The organism is Streptomyces sp. NPDC058671 (assembly GCF_042716475.1).
In the GTDB taxonomy this organism is placed as follows: Bacteria; Actinomycetota; Actinomycetes; order Streptomycetales; family Streptomycetaceae; genus Streptomyces.
On record NZ_JBHXSA010000002.1, the window covers coordinates 338597 to 355324 of the forward strand.

At 73.5% G+C, this 16728-nt stretch carries 17 protein-coding genes; 14 read left to right on the forward strand and 3 right to left on the reverse strand.

What is annotated here, in order from left to right; genetic code table 11:
• The first annotated feature begins 15 nt into the window (after positions 1–15).
• The 8 genes from ACFWV2_RS03720 (at position 16) to ACFWV2_RS03755 (ending at position 7435) form a co-directional block, all read left to right on the forward strand.
• Entirely contained in the window at positions 16–852 is an 837-nt protein-coding gene (locus ACFWV2_RS03720) for an inositol monophosphatase family protein (protein WP_384401117.1), read from the forward strand.
• 71 nt (positions 853–923) lie between these two features.
• Positions 924–2336, forward strand: coding sequence for a phytoene desaturase family protein (locus tag ACFWV2_RS03725; protein WP_384401483.1), 1413 nt, complete (start codon positions 924–926; stop codon positions 2334–2336).
• Positions 2337–2346: 10 nt separating this feature from the next.
• Positions 2347–2967 (forward strand): L-threonylcarbamoyladenylate synthase, encoded by a 621-nt coding sequence (locus ACFWV2_RS03730; protein WP_384401120.1) that lies wholly within the window; start codon positions 2347–2349, stop codon positions 2965–2967.
• Positions 2968–3073: 106 nt separating this feature from the next.
• Positions 3074–3838 (forward strand): metallophosphoesterase, encoded by a 765-nt coding sequence (locus tag ACFWV2_RS03735; RefSeq protein WP_384401123.1) that lies wholly within the window; start codon positions 3074–3076, stop codon positions 3836–3838.
• Positions 3839–3905: 67 nt separating this feature from the next.
• Complete coding sequence (locus tag ACFWV2_RS03740) at positions 3906–5390, forward strand: AlkA N-terminal domain-containing protein (RefSeq protein ID WP_384401126.1); 1485 nt, start codon at positions 3906–3908, stop codon at positions 5388–5390.
• Between the two features lie 6 nt (positions 5391–5396).
• Positions 5397–5900: a methylated-DNA--[protein]-cysteine S-methyltransferase gene (locus tag ACFWV2_RS03745; RefSeq protein ID WP_384401129.1), complete on the forward strand. Its 504-nt coding sequence runs from the start codon at positions 5397–5399 to the stop codon at positions 5898–5900.
• Positions 5901–5921: 21 nt separating this feature from the next.
• Positions 5922–6125, forward strand: a complete 204-nt coding sequence (locus tag ACFWV2_RS03750) for a type II toxin-antitoxin system VapB family antitoxin (RefSeq protein ID WP_360786800.1) — start codon at positions 5922–5924, stop codon at positions 6123–6125.
• A gap of 158 nt (positions 6126–6283) precedes the next feature.
• Complete coding sequence (locus tag ACFWV2_RS03755) at positions 6284–7435, forward strand: glycerate kinase (RefSeq protein ID WP_384401134.1); 1152 nt, start codon at positions 6284–6286, stop codon at positions 7433–7435.
• A gap of 305 nt (positions 7436–7740) precedes the next feature.
• On the opposite strand, the gene ACFWV2_RS03760 is transcribed toward ACFWV2_RS03755, so the two are convergent.
• Positions 7741–8940 carry a PucR family transcriptional regulator gene (locus ACFWV2_RS03760; protein ID WP_384401137.1) on the reverse strand — a complete coding sequence of 400 codons (1200 nt, stop codon included), beginning with the start codon at positions 8938–8940 and terminating at the stop codon, positions 7741–7743.
• Positions 8941–9135: 195 nt separating this feature from the next.
• Here ACFWV2_RS03760 and ACFWV2_RS03765 point away from each other — a divergent pair, with 195 nt between their 5' ends.
• The 6 genes from ACFWV2_RS03765 (at position 9136) to ACFWV2_RS03790 (ending at position 15117) form a co-directional block, all read left to right on the forward strand.
• The gene (locus ACFWV2_RS03765) at positions 9136–9954 is read left to right on the forward strand and encodes an ABC transporter ATP-binding protein (protein ID WP_384401140.1); all 819 of its coding nucleotides are present in this window, start codon (positions 9136–9138) and stop codon (positions 9952–9954) included.
• Entirely contained in the window at positions 9951–10760 is an 810-nt protein-coding gene (locus ACFWV2_RS03770; protein ID WP_360786812.1) for an ABC transporter ATP-binding protein, read from the forward strand. Before ACFWV2_RS03765 ends, ACFWV2_RS03770 begins: the two co-directional genes overlap by 4 nt.
• A complete protein-coding gene (locus tag ACFWV2_RS03775) occupies positions 10757–11647 on the forward strand; it encodes a branched-chain amino acid ABC transporter permease (RefSeq protein ID WP_384401145.1) in 891 nt (296 codons plus the stop codon). Before ACFWV2_RS03770 ends, ACFWV2_RS03775 begins: the two co-directional genes overlap by 4 nt.
• Positions 11640–12788, forward strand: coding sequence for a branched-chain amino acid ABC transporter permease (locus tag ACFWV2_RS03780; RefSeq protein ID WP_384401148.1), 1149 nt, complete (start codon positions 11640–11642; stop codon positions 12786–12788). The genes ACFWV2_RS03775 and ACFWV2_RS03780 overlap by 8 nt, the downstream gene beginning before the upstream one ends.
• Entirely contained in the window at positions 12785–14050 is a 1266-nt protein-coding gene (locus ACFWV2_RS03785) for an ABC transporter substrate-binding protein (protein ID WP_384401151.1), read from the forward strand. The genes ACFWV2_RS03780 and ACFWV2_RS03785 overlap by 4 nt, the downstream gene beginning before the upstream one ends.
• 65 nt (positions 14051–14115) lie before the next feature.
• Positions 14116–15117: a GNAT family N-acetyltransferase gene (locus ACFWV2_RS03790; protein ID WP_384401154.1), complete on the forward strand. Its 1002-nt coding sequence runs from the start codon at positions 14116–14118 to the stop codon at positions 15115–15117.
• A 63-nt stretch (positions 15118–15180) separates the two neighbouring features.
• Here ACFWV2_RS03790 and pssA read toward each other — a convergent pair whose 3' ends face one another.
• Positions 15181–16044, reverse strand: a complete 864-nt coding sequence (gene pssA / locus ACFWV2_RS03795) for a CDP-diacylglycerol--serine O-phosphatidyltransferase (RefSeq protein ID WP_384401486.1) — start codon at positions 16042–16044, stop codon at positions 15181–15183.
• Positions 16037–16693: a phosphatidylserine decarboxylase gene (locus ACFWV2_RS03800; protein WP_384401157.1), complete on the reverse strand. Its 657-nt coding sequence runs from the start codon at positions 16691–16693 to the stop codon at positions 16037–16039. The genes pssA and ACFWV2_RS03800 overlap by 8 nt, the downstream gene beginning before the upstream one ends.
• Positions 16694–16728: the final 35 nt, after the last annotated feature.

Sequence of the window (16728 nt, forward strand, 5' to 3'; positions counted from 1 at the left end):
TGCTTAGCTGGAGGCATGACGGAAGACTTCATCGAACACGTCCTCGGCGGCCGTACGACCGAGGTGGAGGAGGCGGTCCGCAAGGCGGCCGCCGTCGAGATCATGCCGCGCTTCCGGCAGCTCGCCGCCCACGACATCGTCGAGAAGAACGGGCCGCACGACCTGGTCACCGTCGCCGACCGGGCCGCCGAGACCCATCTCACCGCGTCCCTGACCGCCCTGCTGCCCGGCTCGGTGGTCGTCGGCGAGGAGGCCGTCCACGCCGACCCCACGGTCTACGAGGCGCTGCGCGGCGACGCACCCGTCTGGATCGTCGACCCCGTCGACGGCACCCGCCAGTTCGTCCACGGCGACCCCGCCTTCTGCACCCTCGTCGCCCTCGCCCGGCACGGCGAGCTGCTCGCCTCCTGGACCTTCGCGCCCGCCCTCGACGAGCTCGCCGTCGCCGTACGCGGCCGCGGAGCCACCCTCAACGGCCGTCCCCTGCACTCCGGTTCACCCGAGCCCGGAGCGGTGCTCCGGGTCGCCGCCTCGCACCCCGACTACACCACCCCGGAGCAGAAGCGCGCCCTGCTCGGCCTGGACACCGAGGGCGTCGCGCCCCGCCCCTGCGGCTCCGCCGGCCTCGAGTACCTGGCCGTGGCGCGCGGCACGCTCGACGCCACCGCCTTCTCCTGGGAGTACGCCTGGGACCACGCGGCCGGACTGCTCCTGGTGACCGAGGCCGGCGGCGCCCACACGACCGTCGCAGGAGAGCCGTTCCACATCACCGGAGGGAACGCGCTGCCCTTCACGGCGGCCAGGGACACGGCCACCGCCGACCGAGTCCGGGCCCTCCTGAGGGGTCGTTAAGAGTCCCCGGGCCACAGGAATATCCTGAGGTCCCTGGCCATCGGCTGACGAAGGAGTCCAAGGTGTCGAAGGTGACGTCGATGCTCGATGCCGTCGTCGTGGGCGCGGGGCCCAACGGACTGACCGCCGCCGTCGAGCTGGCCCGCCGCGGCTTCTCCGTTGCCGTCTTCGAGGCCCGATCCACCGTCGGCGGCGGCGCGAGGACCGAGGAGCTCACCCTCCCCGGCTTCCGGCACGACCCCTGCTCCGCCGTGCACCCGCTGGGGGCGGGCTCGCCGGTCTTCAACTCCATGCCACTGGCCCGTTACGGACTCGACTGGCTCCATCCCGAACTGCCCATGGCCCACCCCTGGGACGACGGCACCGCCGCCGTCCTCGCCCGCTCCGTCGCGGAGACCGCCGCCTCCTTCGGCCCGCGCGACGCGGGGGCGTACCGCAGGCTCGTCGCACCCTTCCACGGCAGGTGGGACACCCTCGCCCGGGACTTCATGCAGCTGCCGTTGACCGCGCTGCCCCGCGACCCGGTCACCCTCGCCCGCTTCGGCCTCGCCGGGCTTCCGCCCTCGACCTGGCTGATGCGCCGCTTCCGGGACGAGAAGGCCCGCGCTCTCTTCGCCGGGCTCGTCGGTCATGTCATGGCCCCGCTCGGCGGCTTCGCCACCGGCGCCGTCGGCCTGGTCTTCGCGCTGGCCGCACACGCCGGCGGCTGGCCCCTGCCCCGGGGCGGCTCCCAGGCCATCTCCGACGCCCTCACCGCCTACCTGAGGGACCTCGGCGGCGCCGTCCACACCGACTTCGAGGTCAAGCGTCTCGACGACCTGCCGCCCGCCCGTGCCTACGTCTTCGACACCTCCCCGACGGCGCTCGCCAGGATCGCCGGCTTCGGCGGCCACTACGACCACTACCGGTACGGCGCCGCGGCCTTCAAGATCGACTACGCCCTGGACGGGCCCGTGCCCTGGACCGCGGAGGAGCCCCGGCGGGCCGGCACCGTCCAGATCGGCCCCACCGCCGGAGAGATCGGCACCGCCCTGCGCCAGGCCTCGTCCGGCACCGCCCCCGACGCCCCCTTCCTCATCACCGCCCAGCCCAGCCTCGTCGACCCGTCCCGCGCCCCCGAGGGCAAGCACGTGTTCTGGGCGTACGGGCACGTGCCGAACGGCTGGCGGGGCGACCTCACCGAGGCCGTCGAGCGTCAGATCGAGCGCTTCGCCCCCGGCTTCCGCGACCGCGTCCTCGCCCGTGCCACCGCCGGACCGCCTCGACTCGCCGCCGAGAACGCCAACTACGTCGGCGGCGACATCGCCTGCGGAGCCGCCCGCGGCCTCCAGCTCCTGCTGCGTCCCACGCTCTCGCTCCGCCCCTACGCCACCCCGCACCCGGCGGTCTTCCTCTGCTCCTCCGCCACCCCGCCCGGTCCCGGAGTGCACGGCATGTCCGGCCACAACGCGGCGAAGGCCGTATGGCGGCGGCTGCGAAAATAGACTGACCCCCATGGCCAAGTACTTCGACGTCCACCCCGACAACCCGCAGCCCCGCACCATCAACGCGGTGGCCGACTCCATCCGGAACGGGGCGCTCGTCGCGTACCCGACCGACTCCTGCTACGCGCTCGGAAGCCGCCTCGGCAGCCGTGACGGCATCAGCCGCATCCGGACCATCCGCGACCTCGACGACCGGCACCACTTCACGCTCATGTGCCAGAACTTCGCCCAGCTGGGCCAGCTCGTGCACATCGACAACGACGTCTTCCGCGCGGTGAAGGCGGCCACCCCCGGCGCGTACACCTTCATCCTGCCGGCGACGAAGGAGGTGCCGCGGCAGCTGCTCCACCCCAAGAAGAAGACCGTCGGCGTCCGCATCCCCGACCACGTCGTCACCCAGGCACTCCTCGCCGAGCTCGGCGAGCCGCTGCTCTCCAGCACCCTGCTGCTGCCCGACGAGGCGGAGCCCCTCACGCAGGGCTGGGAGATCAAGGAGCGGCTCGACCACCAGGTGGACGCCGTGCTCGACTCCGGCGAATGCGGGACCGAACCCACCACGGTCGTCGACTTCTCCAGCGGCGAACCCGAGATCGTCCGCCGCGGGGCGGGGGACACGTCCCGGTTCGAGTAGGGGAGCGGCGCGGTCCACCCGGTCCCGGGCGGCCCTTTCCGGGCCGGGCGGCGGCGTCGTACGGTCGGGCGACCCGTTCGCGATCACCCACGGAGGATCCGGCCGCATGATCGTCATCGCCCACGTCAGCGACATCCACGTCGACGGCGAGCCGCGCGGCACGGACCGAACCCGCGCCGTCCTGCGGTACCTGGAGGAGCTGCCGTACGACCTGGCCGCCGTGATCGTCACCGGGGACGTCGCCGACCACGGCACCCCGGACGAGTACGCCGAGGCGCGGCGGCTGCTGAACTCCCGTCACCCGCTGCTCGTCTGCCCCGGCAATCACGACGACCGCGCCGCCTTCCGGAAGGCCCTCCTGGACGAGCACGCGGGAGCGCGCCCGGGCGTCCCCGTCAACCAGGTGCTCCGGGGCGAGGGTTTCGCCGTCGCCCTCTGCGACTCGTCCGTCCCCGGCGAGCACCGGGGCCTCCTGGAGGACGAGACGCTGGAGTGGCTCGACGGCGTCCTCACCGACACCCCGCACGACGTACCCGTCCTGGTCGCCTTCCATCACCCGCCCGTGCCGCTGCACACCCCGTACGTGGACGAGATCCGGCAGTTCGGTGAGGAGCGGCTCGCCGTGCTCGCCGGCCGCCACCCCCACCTCACGGCCTTCCTCGCGGGGCACGCGCACACCGCCGCCGCCACGACCTTCGCCGGCCGCCCGCTGCTCGTCGCCCCCGGGGTCGTCTCCACCCTCCGGCTCCCCTGGGAGAACCCCGGCCCGGACAGCCCTCACGTCCACCTCGACCTGCCGCCCGCCCTCGCCTTCCACGTCCTCGGCCACGACGGCAGGCTGACCACCCACTACCGGACGATCACCGGCTGAGGCGGCCCGGGACGGCCATGTCGTTTTCTCGCCAGCCCGGGGCCCGCCCGTGCCCGATCCTGGAACCATGCACACCGACACCGAGCGCTGCGTACGGGCCGTCCAGTCGAAGGACGCCCGCTTCGACGGCGTGTTCTTCACCGCCGTCCGCACCACCCGGATCTACTGCCGCCCCAGCTGCCCGGTCGTCCCGCCCAAACCCCAGAACATGGAGTTCCACGCCAGCGCCGCCTCCTGCCAGCGCGCCGGCTTCCGGGCGTGCAAGCGGTGCCGTCCCGACACCAGCCCCGGCTCGCCCGAGTGGAACGTCCGCGCCGACGCCGTCGCCCGCGCCGTGCGGCTCATCCAGGACGGTGTCGTCGACCGGGAGGGCGTTCCCGGCCTCGCCCGCCGGCTCGGTTGGTCCACCCGCCAGATCGAGCGCCAGCTCCTCGCAGAACTGGGCGCGGGCCCCCTCGCCCTCGCCCGCGCGCAGCGCGCCCAGACCGCCCGGGTCCTCATCGAGACCACCCCGATGCCCCTCGGCGAGATCGCCTTCGCGGCCGGCTTCTCCTCCATCCGCACCTTCAACGACACCGTCCGCGAGGTCTTCGCCCTCACTCCCGGCGAACTCCGCGCGCGCGCCGCCCGTCCGGCCCCCGACCGGACCCCCACCCCCGGGGTGATCAGCCTCCGGCTCCCGTTCCGCGCGCCCCTGGAACCCTCCAACCTCTTCGGCCACCTCGCCGCGACCGCCGTGCCCGGGGTGGAGGAGTGGCGCGACGGCGCCTACCGGCGGACGCTGACCCTCCCGTACGGACACGGCATCGTCGCCCTCGCCCCGCGCGCCGACCACATCGCCTGCCGCCTCTCCCTCACCGACCCCCGCGACCTCACCCACGCCATCAGCCGCTGCCGGCGCCTCCTCGACCTCGACGCCGACCCCGTCGCCGTCGACGACCGGCTGCGGGCCGACCCGCTGCTCGCGCCGCTCGTCGACGCGGCGCCCGGCCGCCGGGTGCCCGGCACCGTCGACCCCGCCGAGTTCGCCGTACGTGCCGTCCTCGGCCAGCAGGTTTCCACCGCCGCCGCCCGCACCCACGCCGCCCGCCTCGCAACCGCGTACGGCACACCCGTCGACGACCCCGAGGGCGGCCTCACCCACCTCTTCCCCGGCCCCGAGGCCCTCGCCGCGCTCGACCCCGAGACCCTCGCCCTACCCCGCAGCCGCCGCACCACCCTCCTCACCCTGACCCGCGCCCTCGCGGACGGCTCGCTCACCCTGGGACCCGCAGACGACCGCGAGGAGACCCGCGCCCGGCTGCTCGCCCTGCCCGGATTCGGCCCATGGACCACCGAGATCATCGCCATGCGCGCACTCGGCGACCCCGACGCCTTCCTCCCCGGGGACCTCGGCGTCCGCCGAGCCGCCGCAGGACTCGGCCTGCCGGGCACCCCGGCCGCGCTCACCGGCCGCGCCGCCCACTGGCGCCCGTGGCGCGCCTACGCCGTCCAGTACCTGTGGGCGACCGACGACCACCCGATCAACGACCTGCCCAGCGAAGGACACTGAACCGCCATGGCCCCCACCGTCCGGCACACCGTCGTGGACAGCCCGTACGAACCGCTGACCCTCGTCGCCGTCGACGGCGTCCTCAGCCGCGTCCATATGACCGGCCAGCGCCACCGCCCGGCCGAGGAGACCTTCGGCGAGCCCGACCCCCGCCCGTTCGGCGAGGCCGTCCGCCAGCTCGACGCCTACTTCGCCGGTGAACTCACCCGGTTCGACCTGCCGTTGAACCTGATCGGCACGCCGTTCCAGGTGCGGGTCTGGCAGCGGCTGCTCCTCATCCCGTACGGGGAGACCCGGACGTACGGGGCACTCGCCGAGGAGCTGGGCAACACCGGCGCCTCCCGCGCCGTGGGCCTCGCCAACGGCAAGAACCCCGTCAGCATCATCGTCCCCTGCCACCGGGTGATCGGCACCGGCGGCGGCCTCACCGGCTACGGCGGCGGACTCGACCGCAAACAGCGGCTGCTCGCCTTCGAATCGGGCACCGCGGAACCGGGGACGCTCTTCTGATGGAGGTGTTAGGTTCCCGCCATGGCCAAGGTGAACATCGCGCTCGACGCGGAACTCGTCGTGGAAGTCATGGTCCTGGCCGGTATCGGCAACCCCCAGGACGCCGTCGAGGCGGTGGTGCGCGACTACATCGCCCGCGGACACCGCACCGAGGCGCGAGCCGTCAGCCGGGACGAGGCCGGGCGCACCGGCGAGATGGTGCCGCCGGAGCCCCCGCAGGGCTGAGCACCGGGTGTGATCGAGCTGCGTTTGATCGATCGATTCCGGGCTCGAGGGCCCGTCATCGTGCGACATATCCCTCTATCCGGGGGTGGCCTCCCGTCGGGCGGTCCGGATAGGGTCGGCCTCGGCGCGACTGCACGTTCGAAAGCAAGGGATGCAAGGTGACGGACGGGGCAGCAACTCAGGTCGCTCGCGTACTCGTGGCGGCTGACAAGTTCAAGGGTTCGCTCACGGCCGTACAGGTCGCGGAGCGGGTCACGGCAGGACTGCGACGGGTCGTCCCGGAGCTCGCGGTGGAGACGCTGCCCGTCGCGGACGGCGGCGACGGCACCGTCGCGGCAGCCGTCGCGGCCGGATTCGAGCGCCGCGAGGTCCAGGTGACGGGGCCGCTCGGCGAGCCGGTCACCGCGGCCTTCGCCCTGCGCGGCACCACCGCGGTCGTCGAGATGGCCGAGGCCTCCGGCCTCCAGCTCCTCCCGTCCGGCGTGTTCGCCCCCCTCACCGCGACCACCTACGGTTCCGGCGAGCTGCTCCGCGCCGCCCTCGACGCCGGCGCGACCACCCTCGTCTTCGGCGTCGGCGGCAGCGCCACCACCGACGGCGGAGCCGGCATGCTGGCCGCGCTCGGTGCCCGCTTCCTCGACGCGTCCGGCGCGCCCGTCGGTCCCGGCGGCGCGGCCCTCGCCGACCTGGCCACGGCCGACCTCACCGGGCTCGACGCCCGCTTCGCCTCGGTCGACCTGATCCTCGCGAGTGACGTCGACAACCCGCTCACCGGGCCCAAGGGCGCCCCCGCCGTCTACGGACCGCAGAAGGGCGCCACCCCGGACGACGTCCGCACCCTGGACGCGGCCCTCGCCCACTTCGCCACCGTCCTGGAGAAGGCCGTCGGCCCCAAGGCCGCCGAAGCGGCCCTCGCCCCCGGCGCGGGCGGCGCGGGCGGCATCGGCTACGGCGCGCTCATCCTCGGCGCGAGCTTCCGCCCCGGCATCGAGCTGATGCTGGAGGTCCTCGGCTTCGCCCCCGCCCTGGAGCGCGCCACCCTCGTCATCACCGGCGAGGGCTCCCTCGACGAGCAGACCCTCCACGGCAAGGCCCCTGCGGGCGTCGCCGCGGCGGCCCGCGCCGCCGGCAAGGAGGTCGTCGCGGTCTGCGGCCGCCTGGCCCTGCCCCCCGAGGCCCTGGGCAAGGCGGGCATCCGCCGCGCGTACCCGCTCACGGCGCTGGAACCGGACCCGGCCGAGTCCATGGCGAACGCGGGGCCGCTCCTGGAAGACGTGGCGGCGTCGATCGCCCGCGACTTCCTGACTTAGGCACACACCGGGCGTGCCTGCCGCCGCCCCCCGGATGCGGAACCCCCGCCCCCGTGATGGGCGATCGTCCCGCTGGGGGTGAGGGTCCCCCCCCGGACGGAGTCCGGGGAAGGGTGGGCACAACGGAACAGGGCCCCTCGCCGGGCCCGGGCTCCTGCGCCTGGACCAGCACCGCGTGTGTGCCGCGCTTGGTGGTGCGGGTCCAGGCACAGGAGCGGACGCGCCCGCCAGGGCGCCGTCCCGTGTGCCCACCCGTCCCGCCCCAGCGGGACGACTGCCCATACCAGGGGCGCAACAGGCCCCCTTCACCCCGGCGCCGTCAAGCGGAACGCGTCCAGTGCCAGCGTCATCTCCGTCAGGTCCCGCGGCCGCGACAGTGACCGTGACGTCAGTTGCTCCAGCCGCCGCAGGCGGTTGAAGACCGTGTTCCGGTGGCAGTACAGGCGTCCCGCCGCCCGTCCCGCCGACCCCTCGCAGTCCAGCCACGCGTCCAGCGTCTCCAGGAGCACCGCCCGGTCCGCCGGGTCCAACTCGAGCAGCCCGCCCAGGACGTCCGTGACCAGCAGGCTCGCCATCTCCGGCTGGCCCACCACCAGCGCACCCGCCATCCGCCGGTCGAGCCGCACGATCTGCCGGCTGCCCGGCGGGCAGGTCCGCAGCGCCAGCTCCGCGAGCCGCCGCGCCCGGCCCAGCTCGGTGAGGCCCACCACCACCGGACTGATCCCGCCCGGCCCCGGGCACCGCCCGTCGAGGAGCTCCGACAGCGCGTCCAGACCGGTGTCCCCGGCCAGCGCCACCACACCGAGCTCGCAGTCCGCGCCCATCCGCCACAGGAACCGCACGCCCTCGCCCTGCACCTGCCGGTGGAACGGCTCCCGCTCCTCCCGCCGGTCGTAGCGCAGCACCACCACCGCGTACCGCCCCTGCTCCGGCAGGTCGAGCCCCGCCGCCGCGCGCGCCACCAGCTCGGGCGACCGCTGGCCCTGGAGCAGCGCGTCCAGGAGCGCCTGGAGCTGCTCGTCCGTCCGGCGCCGCAGCTCCAGCTCCCTCGACCGGTACGCCTCCGACGCCGTGTCCGCCTGCGCGTCCACCGCCGACCACACCGTCGTCGCCGACTGCATGAGCGCCGCCAGCTGCGCCGTGTCCGTTCCCGCGCCCTCGATCAGCGCGTCCCACACCAGGTGCCCGGCGTGCCGGTAGGCGTGCACGACCAGTTCCAGCGGCATGCCCTGCGCGGCCCGCCGGCGGCCCATCTCCTCCGCGTGCTCCAGGTCCCGCCGGGGCGAGTTCCGCGGCGCCGAGATCATCTCGATCCCGATCCGCATCGCCTCCTGGGCCTCCTGCCAGTGCTGGTCGTACGGAATGATCCGCCCGTAGGCGGGCTCGTAGGCGTGAAGTTCCCTCAGATGCTCGTCCACCAGCTCCGGCACCCGCTCCAGAAGCGCCGTGCACGCCTGAGCGAGCACCTTCCAGTCGTCGCCGGTCCGCCGTCTGCGCCGTCCCATGCCGGGAGGATCCACCGCCCGGGCCCCTCCGCACACCCCTGACGCGCACTGTTGTGCGCATGCACAGTGGCCCGCCGTCCCCGCTGGTCACCGGCAGCGTTTCGGCCGCGGAACGTGGACGCGCGGTCGGGCGCGGTGTTGGGGTGAGCGCCACTGAACGGCCGAGTAACAAAGGCGGCCGGGGAAAGAGGAACCATGGGAGGTACCGCACCCGCTCTCGAGGTGACGGACCTGACGGCGGGATACGGACCGGTACGTGCGTTGCGGCGGGTGTCGCTGACCGTGCCGGCGGGCGAGGTCGTCACCGTCCTGGGAGGGAACGGAGCCGGCAAGTCCACGCTGTTGCGGGCGGTCTCGCGCACCCTGCGGTTCCACGGCGGCGCCGTGGTCTCCGGCACGGTGAGCCGCGACGGCAGGCCGCTCGACGGGCTGCCGCCCGACCGGGTCGTCGCGGCCGGCGTCTCCCAGGTGCCCGAGGGCCGCCAGGTCTTCGCCCGGATGACCGTCGAGGACAACCTGAAGGCCGGCGCACTCGGCGGGCGCGGCGACCGGGCGGCGAAGTCCGCCGCCCTGCACCGGGTCCACGAGCTGTTCCCCGTCCTCGCCGAGCGCGCCCGCCAGCAGGCCGGGCTGCTCTCCGGCGGCGAGCAGCAGATGCTGGCCGTCGGCCGCGCCCTGATGGCCACGCCCGACCTGCTCCTCCTGGACGAGCCGTCCCTCGGCCTCGCCCCGCTGATGGCCGCCCGGATCGCGGACGCGATCCGCGAGATCAACGCCCAGGGCACGGCGGTGCTCCTCGTCGAGCAGAACGCGGCGCTCGCGCTGCGGCTCGCGTCCCGCGCGTACGTCCTGGAGGTCGGTGAGGTCACCCTGTCCGGTCCCGCCGCCGAACTCGCCGCCTCCGACGAGGTACGCCGCCGCTATCTGGGCGTGGTCGACGAGGACGCGGCGGCCGACGCGGCCCGCGCCCGCGCCACGCACCCGGTCCTGTCCCGCTGGGAGGAAACCAGATGACCGACGCACCAGCGCCTCCCGAGGCCGCTCCGGGCGTCCCCGCCCTCGTCGTCGAGGGCCTCACCGTCCGCTTCGCCGGGTTGACCGCCCTCGACGGCGTCGGGTTCACCGTCAGGCCCGGCACCGTGCACGCCCTCATCGGGCCGAACGGCGCCGGAAAGTCCACCTGTTTCAACGTGCTCTCGGGCGTCTACCGGGCCACCGAGGGCTCCGTCCGCCTCGGCGCGCACGAGCTGACCGAGCTGCCCCCGCACCGCATCGCGGACCTCGGCGTCGGCCGCATCTTCCAGAACCTGGCCCTGCCGCCCCGCGCCACCGTCGAGGACAGCCTGATGCTCGGCCGCCACCGCCTGACCCGCACCGGCTTCGTCGCCGCCGGGCTCCGGCTTCCCTCCGCCGCCCGAGAGGAGGCGCGGCACCGGGCCAGGGTCCGGGAGATCGCCGCCTTCGTCGGGCTGGAGAAGCAGCTCGCCCAGCCCGCCGGCTCCCTCCCGTACGGGCAGCAGAAGCTCGCCGAACTCGCCCGCGCCCTCTGCATGGAGCCGAAACTGCTCCTGCTCGACGAGCCCGTCGCCGGCATGACCGCCGACGAGCGGGTCCGTACCGCCTCGGTCATCGCGGGCGTCCGCGACAGCCTCGGCATCTCGGTCCTCCTCGTCGAGCACGACATGGGTCTGGTGATGCGGCTCGCCGACTCCGTCACCGTCCTCGACTTCGGCCGCCGCATCGCGGACGGGGCACCCGCCGCCGTCCAGAACGACCCGGCGGTCGTCCGCGCCTACCTCGGAGAGGAGTCCGCCGCGTGAGCACCTTCGCCGAGTTCCTGATCAACGGCATCTCACTGGGCTCGATCTACGCCCTCATCGCCCTCGGCTTCGTGGTCATCTTCCGCGCCACCGAGGTCGTCAACTTCGCCCACGCGTCCCTCCTGCTGGCCGGCGGCTACGTCACCGCCGTGCTGCACGAGGAGATCGGCTTCTGGCCCGCCCTGCTCGCGGGCATCGCGGGCGCGGCGGTGGTCGGAGCGGCCGTCGAGTTCCTCGTCATGCGCCGGCACCGGGGCGGTGACCACAGCGTCCTCGCGATCGTCACCATCGGCGTCGACATCCTGCTCGCCACCGAGCTGACCCGCAGGATCGGCACCGACATCCTGTCCCTCGGCGACCCCTGGGGCGACGCCGTCGTCACCGTCGGTCCGGTCACGATCGCGGAGACCCGGATCGCCGCCCTGCTCGCCGCGGCCCTCCTCATCACCGCGTTCCTGCTCGCCTTCCGGTACACCTCGTGGGGCGTCGCGATGCGGGCCGCCGCCGAGAACCAGGAGACCGCCGCCCTCATGGGCATCCGGCTCGGCCGGGTGTCGCTCGGCGCCTGGGCCGTCGCCGGAGGTCTGGCCGCCGTCGCCGCGCTCTTCCTCACCGTCTTCCCGACGCCGGGCCTGGAGCGGGCCACGTCGTTCGCCGCGTTGAAGGCCTTCCCCGCCGCCATCCTCGGCGGCCTCGACTCCACCACGGGCGCTCTCGTCGGCGGTCTCCTCGTCGGCGTCACCGAGTCCCTCGCCACCGGCTACCAGAGCGACCTGGCGTTCCTCGGCCGGGGGATCGGCGACCTGGCCCCCTATCTCGTCATGGTCGCGGTGCTCCTGATCCGCCCGGCCGGACTCTTCGGTACGAAGGAGCTGGCCCGTGTCTGAGACCCTCGCCCGGAGCGGCCTCCGGGTCCGTACCCCCGCGGTGTACGGGTGGGCCGCCGCCGGCCTCGTCCTCGCCGTCCTCCCGTTCTACCTGGACCGCTTCTGGCTCCAGGCGGGCCTGTTCGCGATGGCCGCCGCCCTCGGCGCGATCGGCATCAACCTGCTGACGGGCGCCACCGGACAGCTCTCCATGGGGCACGCCTTCTTCCTCGCCGTCGGCGCCTACGGATACTGCGCCTTCGCCGGGGACGGCACCGACGGACTCGCCGGGCTCGGACTGCCCGGCTGGCTCGCCGCCGTCCTCGCGGTCGCCCTCTCGGGCGTGGCGGGCGGGGTGTTCAGCCCCATCGCGGGCCGGCTGCGGGGCGCGTACCTCGGCATCGCCACCCTCGCGCTGATCTTCATCGGACAGCACGTCCTGTTCAACGCGCATGACCTCACCGGCGGTTACAACGGTCGCGCGGTCCCGCCGCTCTCCCTCTTCGGGCTGACCTTCGACGACAGCGAACTCCTCGTCGCCCAGGTGCCGTTCGGCGCGGTGGAGAAGCTCTGGTACCTCGGTCTCGTCCTGCTCCTCGCCGGCGTGGTCTTCGCCCGCGGTGTGCTGCGGGGCCGCCCGGGACGCGCGATGAACGCCATCCGGGACCACCGGATCGCGGCCGGTGTGATGGGCATCCCGGTGGCCCGCTACCGGTCCTCCGTCTTCGTCCTGTCCTCCATGTACGCGGGCCTGGCGGGCGTCCTGCTCGCCCTGGTCTTCCAGCGCACGGTGCCGGAGTACTTCGGCATGGCGCTCTCGCTCGAGTACCTGGCCATGATCGTCATCGGCGGTCTCGGCTCGGTCGCCGGCGCGGTGGCCGGAGGCGTCTTCGTCTCCCTGCTGCCGCAGCTCCTCAACCGGTACAGCGACGCCCTCCCGCTGGTCTCCGCCCCCGGGACGGGCGGCATCGCGCCGGGGGAGGCCTCCCGCTACCTGTACGGCGCCGCCGTCGTCGCGGTGGTGCTGTTCCTGCCCGGAGGCCTGGCCCGGCTCGCGGCCCGGAGGCCCGGCAGGGCCAAGAAGCCCAGCAACCCCATGAACCCCACACACCCCACTCCACCCGACACCTCTTCCACCGAACCCTCAGGGGAGGCACGATGACCCACCGACGACAGGCCGTGCGGGGCCTGGCCGCCGCGCTCGCCGCACTGGTCGCCCTCACCGCCGCCGGCTGCAGCTCGAAGGCCAAGACCGACGACGCCAAGCAGACCGACGCGGGTGGGGTGAAGACCGGCGAGGGCGTCACCGACAAGACGATCTCGCTCGGCGCGCTCACCGACATGACCGGCGTGTACGCCACTCTCGGCAAGAGCGTCACCCAGGCCCAGCAGCTGTACGTCAAGCAGACCAACGCCGCCGGCGGGATCTGCGGCCGGCAGCTGGAGCTCACGGTCCGCGACCACGGCTACGACCCGCAGAAGGCGCTCGCCGCCTACACCGAGCTGGAGCCGAAGGTCGTCGGCTACCCCCAGTTCATCGGCTCCCCGTTCGTCGCCGCCGTCAAGACCCGGGTCGACGGTCAGGACAAGGGCCTCGTCCTCCCGCAGGCCTGGTCGGCCTCGCTGCTCGGCTCCCCGTACATCCGCGTCCTGGGCTCGACGTACGACGTCGAGACCATCAACGCCGTCGACTTCCTGACGAAGGAGAAGGGACTCAAGTCGGGCGACAAGCTCGGACACGTCTACTTCGAGGGCGACTACGGCGAGAACGCCCTCAAGGGCTCGAAGTACGCGGCCGGGAAGGCGGGCCTCACCGTCGTCGAGCAGAAGATCAAGCCCACCGACAACGACATGTCGGCGCAGGTCGCCGCGTTGAAGCAGGCCGGGGTCAAGGCCATCGTCATCAGCGCCGGCCCGCGCCAGGCCGCCTCCCTCGTCGGCGTCGCCGCCGCCACCGGCCTGCGGGTTCCGGTCGTCGGCAACAACTCGGCCTTCGCCCCGCAGCTCCTCGGCACCCAGGCGGGACCCGCCCTGGAGAAGATGTACTGGTTCGCCTCTCCGAGCCTTCCCATCGGCGCGGACACCCCGACCGCGAAGAAGCTGGTCACCGACTACAAGGCCGCCTACCCCGGCGACGCCCTCGACAACGGCATCGTGGCCGGCTGGACCGCGGCGAGCGTCTTCGGCGAGGCTCTGAAGAAGGCCTGCGCGAGCAAGGACCTCACCCGCGACGGCGTCGGCAAGGCGCTCCTCACGATGACGTCCCACGACGCCGGCTTCGGACTGAGCCACAACCTCGGCGACCCGAAGGCCCCGTCGGCCCGCGAGTCCGTCATCATCCAGCCCGACAAGACCGTCCCCGGGGGCATGCGCACGGTCCGTCCGCCCTTCGTCTCGGACGCGGCGAAGGCCTACACCCCCTGACCGACCCGCTCGACCCGTGGGCCGGGTTTCACACGCGGGAAACAACGCGATGTGAAGCTCGGCCCATGCACGTGACGATCGAGGAGAACCACTCCCACCCGCGCCTCCCTGACCTGCTGGCCGCCTACCACCTGCTCAACGAGGCCGAGAAGGGGACGCCGGTGACGACGGTCGCCGGGCTCCCGGCGGCATACCGGGCGGAGGTGGAGGACCCCGCCGCCGCCTTCGCCGCCGACACGGTCCTGCTCGCCACCCCGCCCGGCGAGGACCTCCCGGCCGGCTGCGTCGTCCTCAAGGCCCCGGACGACGGTCAGGCACCCGAGATCAAGCGGCTCTGGGTCGCGCCCGCGGCCCGCCGCAAGGGGATCGCGCGGGCCCTGCTGACCGAGGCCCTGCGCCGGGCGGCGGCCTCGCGGGCCGCTGCCGTACGCCTCACCGTCTGGAACTGGCGGGAGGAGCCGCTGGCGCTCTACCGGCGCCTCGGCTTCGAGCCCGTCGCCTCCTGGGACGAGCGCCCGGACCTGGTCTGCCTGGAGAAGCCGCTCGACGTCGTCGAGCGCCTCACCCCCGACGCGGTACGGGCCCACGCCTCCGGCGGTCTCGCCGCGCTGCTCGTCGACGCCGTGGTCGGCGGGGCCTCCGTCGGCTTCCTGGCACCCCTGGAGACCGCCGAGGCGGCCGCCTGGTGGGCCGGGGCGGCCGACGGGGCGGAGGAGGGCGTACGGGACGTCTGGGCCGCTCACGGCCCCGACGGGCAGCTGACCGGTGCCGTCACCCTCGTCCGCGCGGGCGCCGCCAACGGTCGGCACCGCGGCGAGATCGCCCGGCTCCTCGTGCACCGCGCCGCCCGGGGCCGCGGCCTCGGGTACCGGCTGCTCGCCACGGCCGAGGCCCACGCCGCCGCCACGGGCCTCACCCTGCTCGTCCTGGACACCCGGACCGGCAGTCCGGCCGAGCGCCTCTACCGGGGAGCGGGCTGGACGGCCGCCGGCACGATCCCCGACTTCGCGGCCGACCCGACCGGCGTCCCGCGCGCCACGACGCTCTTCTACAAGCGGCTCGGATGACCCCGGGTACGAGGAAGGGCCCCGGAGGCGGCATCGCCTCCGGGGCCCTTCCCCACGTCGTCGTCACGGCAGCTGCGCCGCCCGAGCCTCCCGGCTCTCACGCCGGTTGCCGCGGAAGGTGTTCACCCGACGGGCCGTCGCGAAGAGGGGGATCACGGCGCCCATCACGACCTGCAGCGCGCAGCCGGTCTGGAGCAGGAACGCCCCGCCCGGCGCGTCGAACGCCCAGGCCGCCAGCATGCCCATCGCGCCGACGATCCAGCTGAGCATCGCCACCGCGAGGACACCCCGCGGCTTGGGGTACTCGACCCGGCTCACCATCAGCCAGGCCACACCGATGATCGCGAGCAGCGTCGGGATGAACGGCAGCTCCAGGAGCACGATCGAGACCACCGTCAGCGCGCCGAAGGGGCTCGGCATGCCCTGGAACATGCCGTCCTTCATGGTCACGCAGGAGAATCTCGCCAGCCGCAGCACCACCGCGAGCAGCACCACGATCGCGGCCACCGCCGAGACCTTCTGCTGCGCGTCGTCCGCGACCATGCCGTACACGAGTACGAAGTAGGCCGGGGCGAGACCGAAGCTGATCAGGTCCGACAGGTTGTCGAGCTCGGCGCCCATCGGGGACGAGCGCAGCTTGCGGGCCACGATGCCGTCGAAGAGGTCGAAGATCGCCGCGCACAGCATCAGGATCACCGCGGTGGCGGCGCTGTTGCGCGCCATGCCGGACTCGGTGCTGCCGGTGAGGTGCGGGATGAGGATGCCCGTGGTGGTGAAGTACACCGCCATGAATCCACAGGTGGCGTTACCGAGCGTGAGGGCGTCCGCTATGGACAGCCTCATCGACAGCGGCATCTCCTCGGCGTCCTCGGCCTCCGCGTCGGTGCCCGCGCCCCAGTCGCCGGCGTGTGTGTCGGGATCAATCACGGTCAATGCGAGTCACCCCCGCCGTGGTGGCCTGCCCGACCTCGACGGCGACCTCGACACCCTCGGGGAGGTAGATGTCGACGCGCGAGCCGAAGCGGATCAGACCGATGCGGTCACCCTGCTCGACCTTCGTCCCCTGCGGGATGTACGGCACGATGCGCCGGGCGACGGCACCCGCGATCTGCACCATCTCGATGTCGCCGAGCTCGGTGTCGAAGTGCCAGACAACGCGCTCGTTGTTCTCGCTCTCCTTGTTGAACGCCGGGACGAACCCACCGGGAACGTGCTCCACGGACGTCACGGTGCCGGCCAGCGGCGCCCGGTTGACGTGGACGTTCAGCGGGCTCATGAAGATGGCGACCCGGGTCCGTCCGTCCTTCCACGGCATGATGCTCTGCACCACACCGTCGGCGGGGGAGATGACCCGGCCCTGAGCGATCTCACGCTCGGGGTCGCGGAAGAACCACAGCATGCCGGCCGCGAGAGCGGTTGTCGGCACGGCGATGGCCGCGGCCCGCCTCGACGTGCGCGCGCGCACGAGGCTGAGCGCCGCGGTGGCGACGGTCGGCAGAAGCCACGGCGATGCTCCGCGCGCGAGGCGTACGCCCGAGAGGCTGTCGCGGTGTGCAGAGGTTTGGCTGTGGGGCATGGATGACCTTCGTAGCGGATGATGCCGCACTGGCA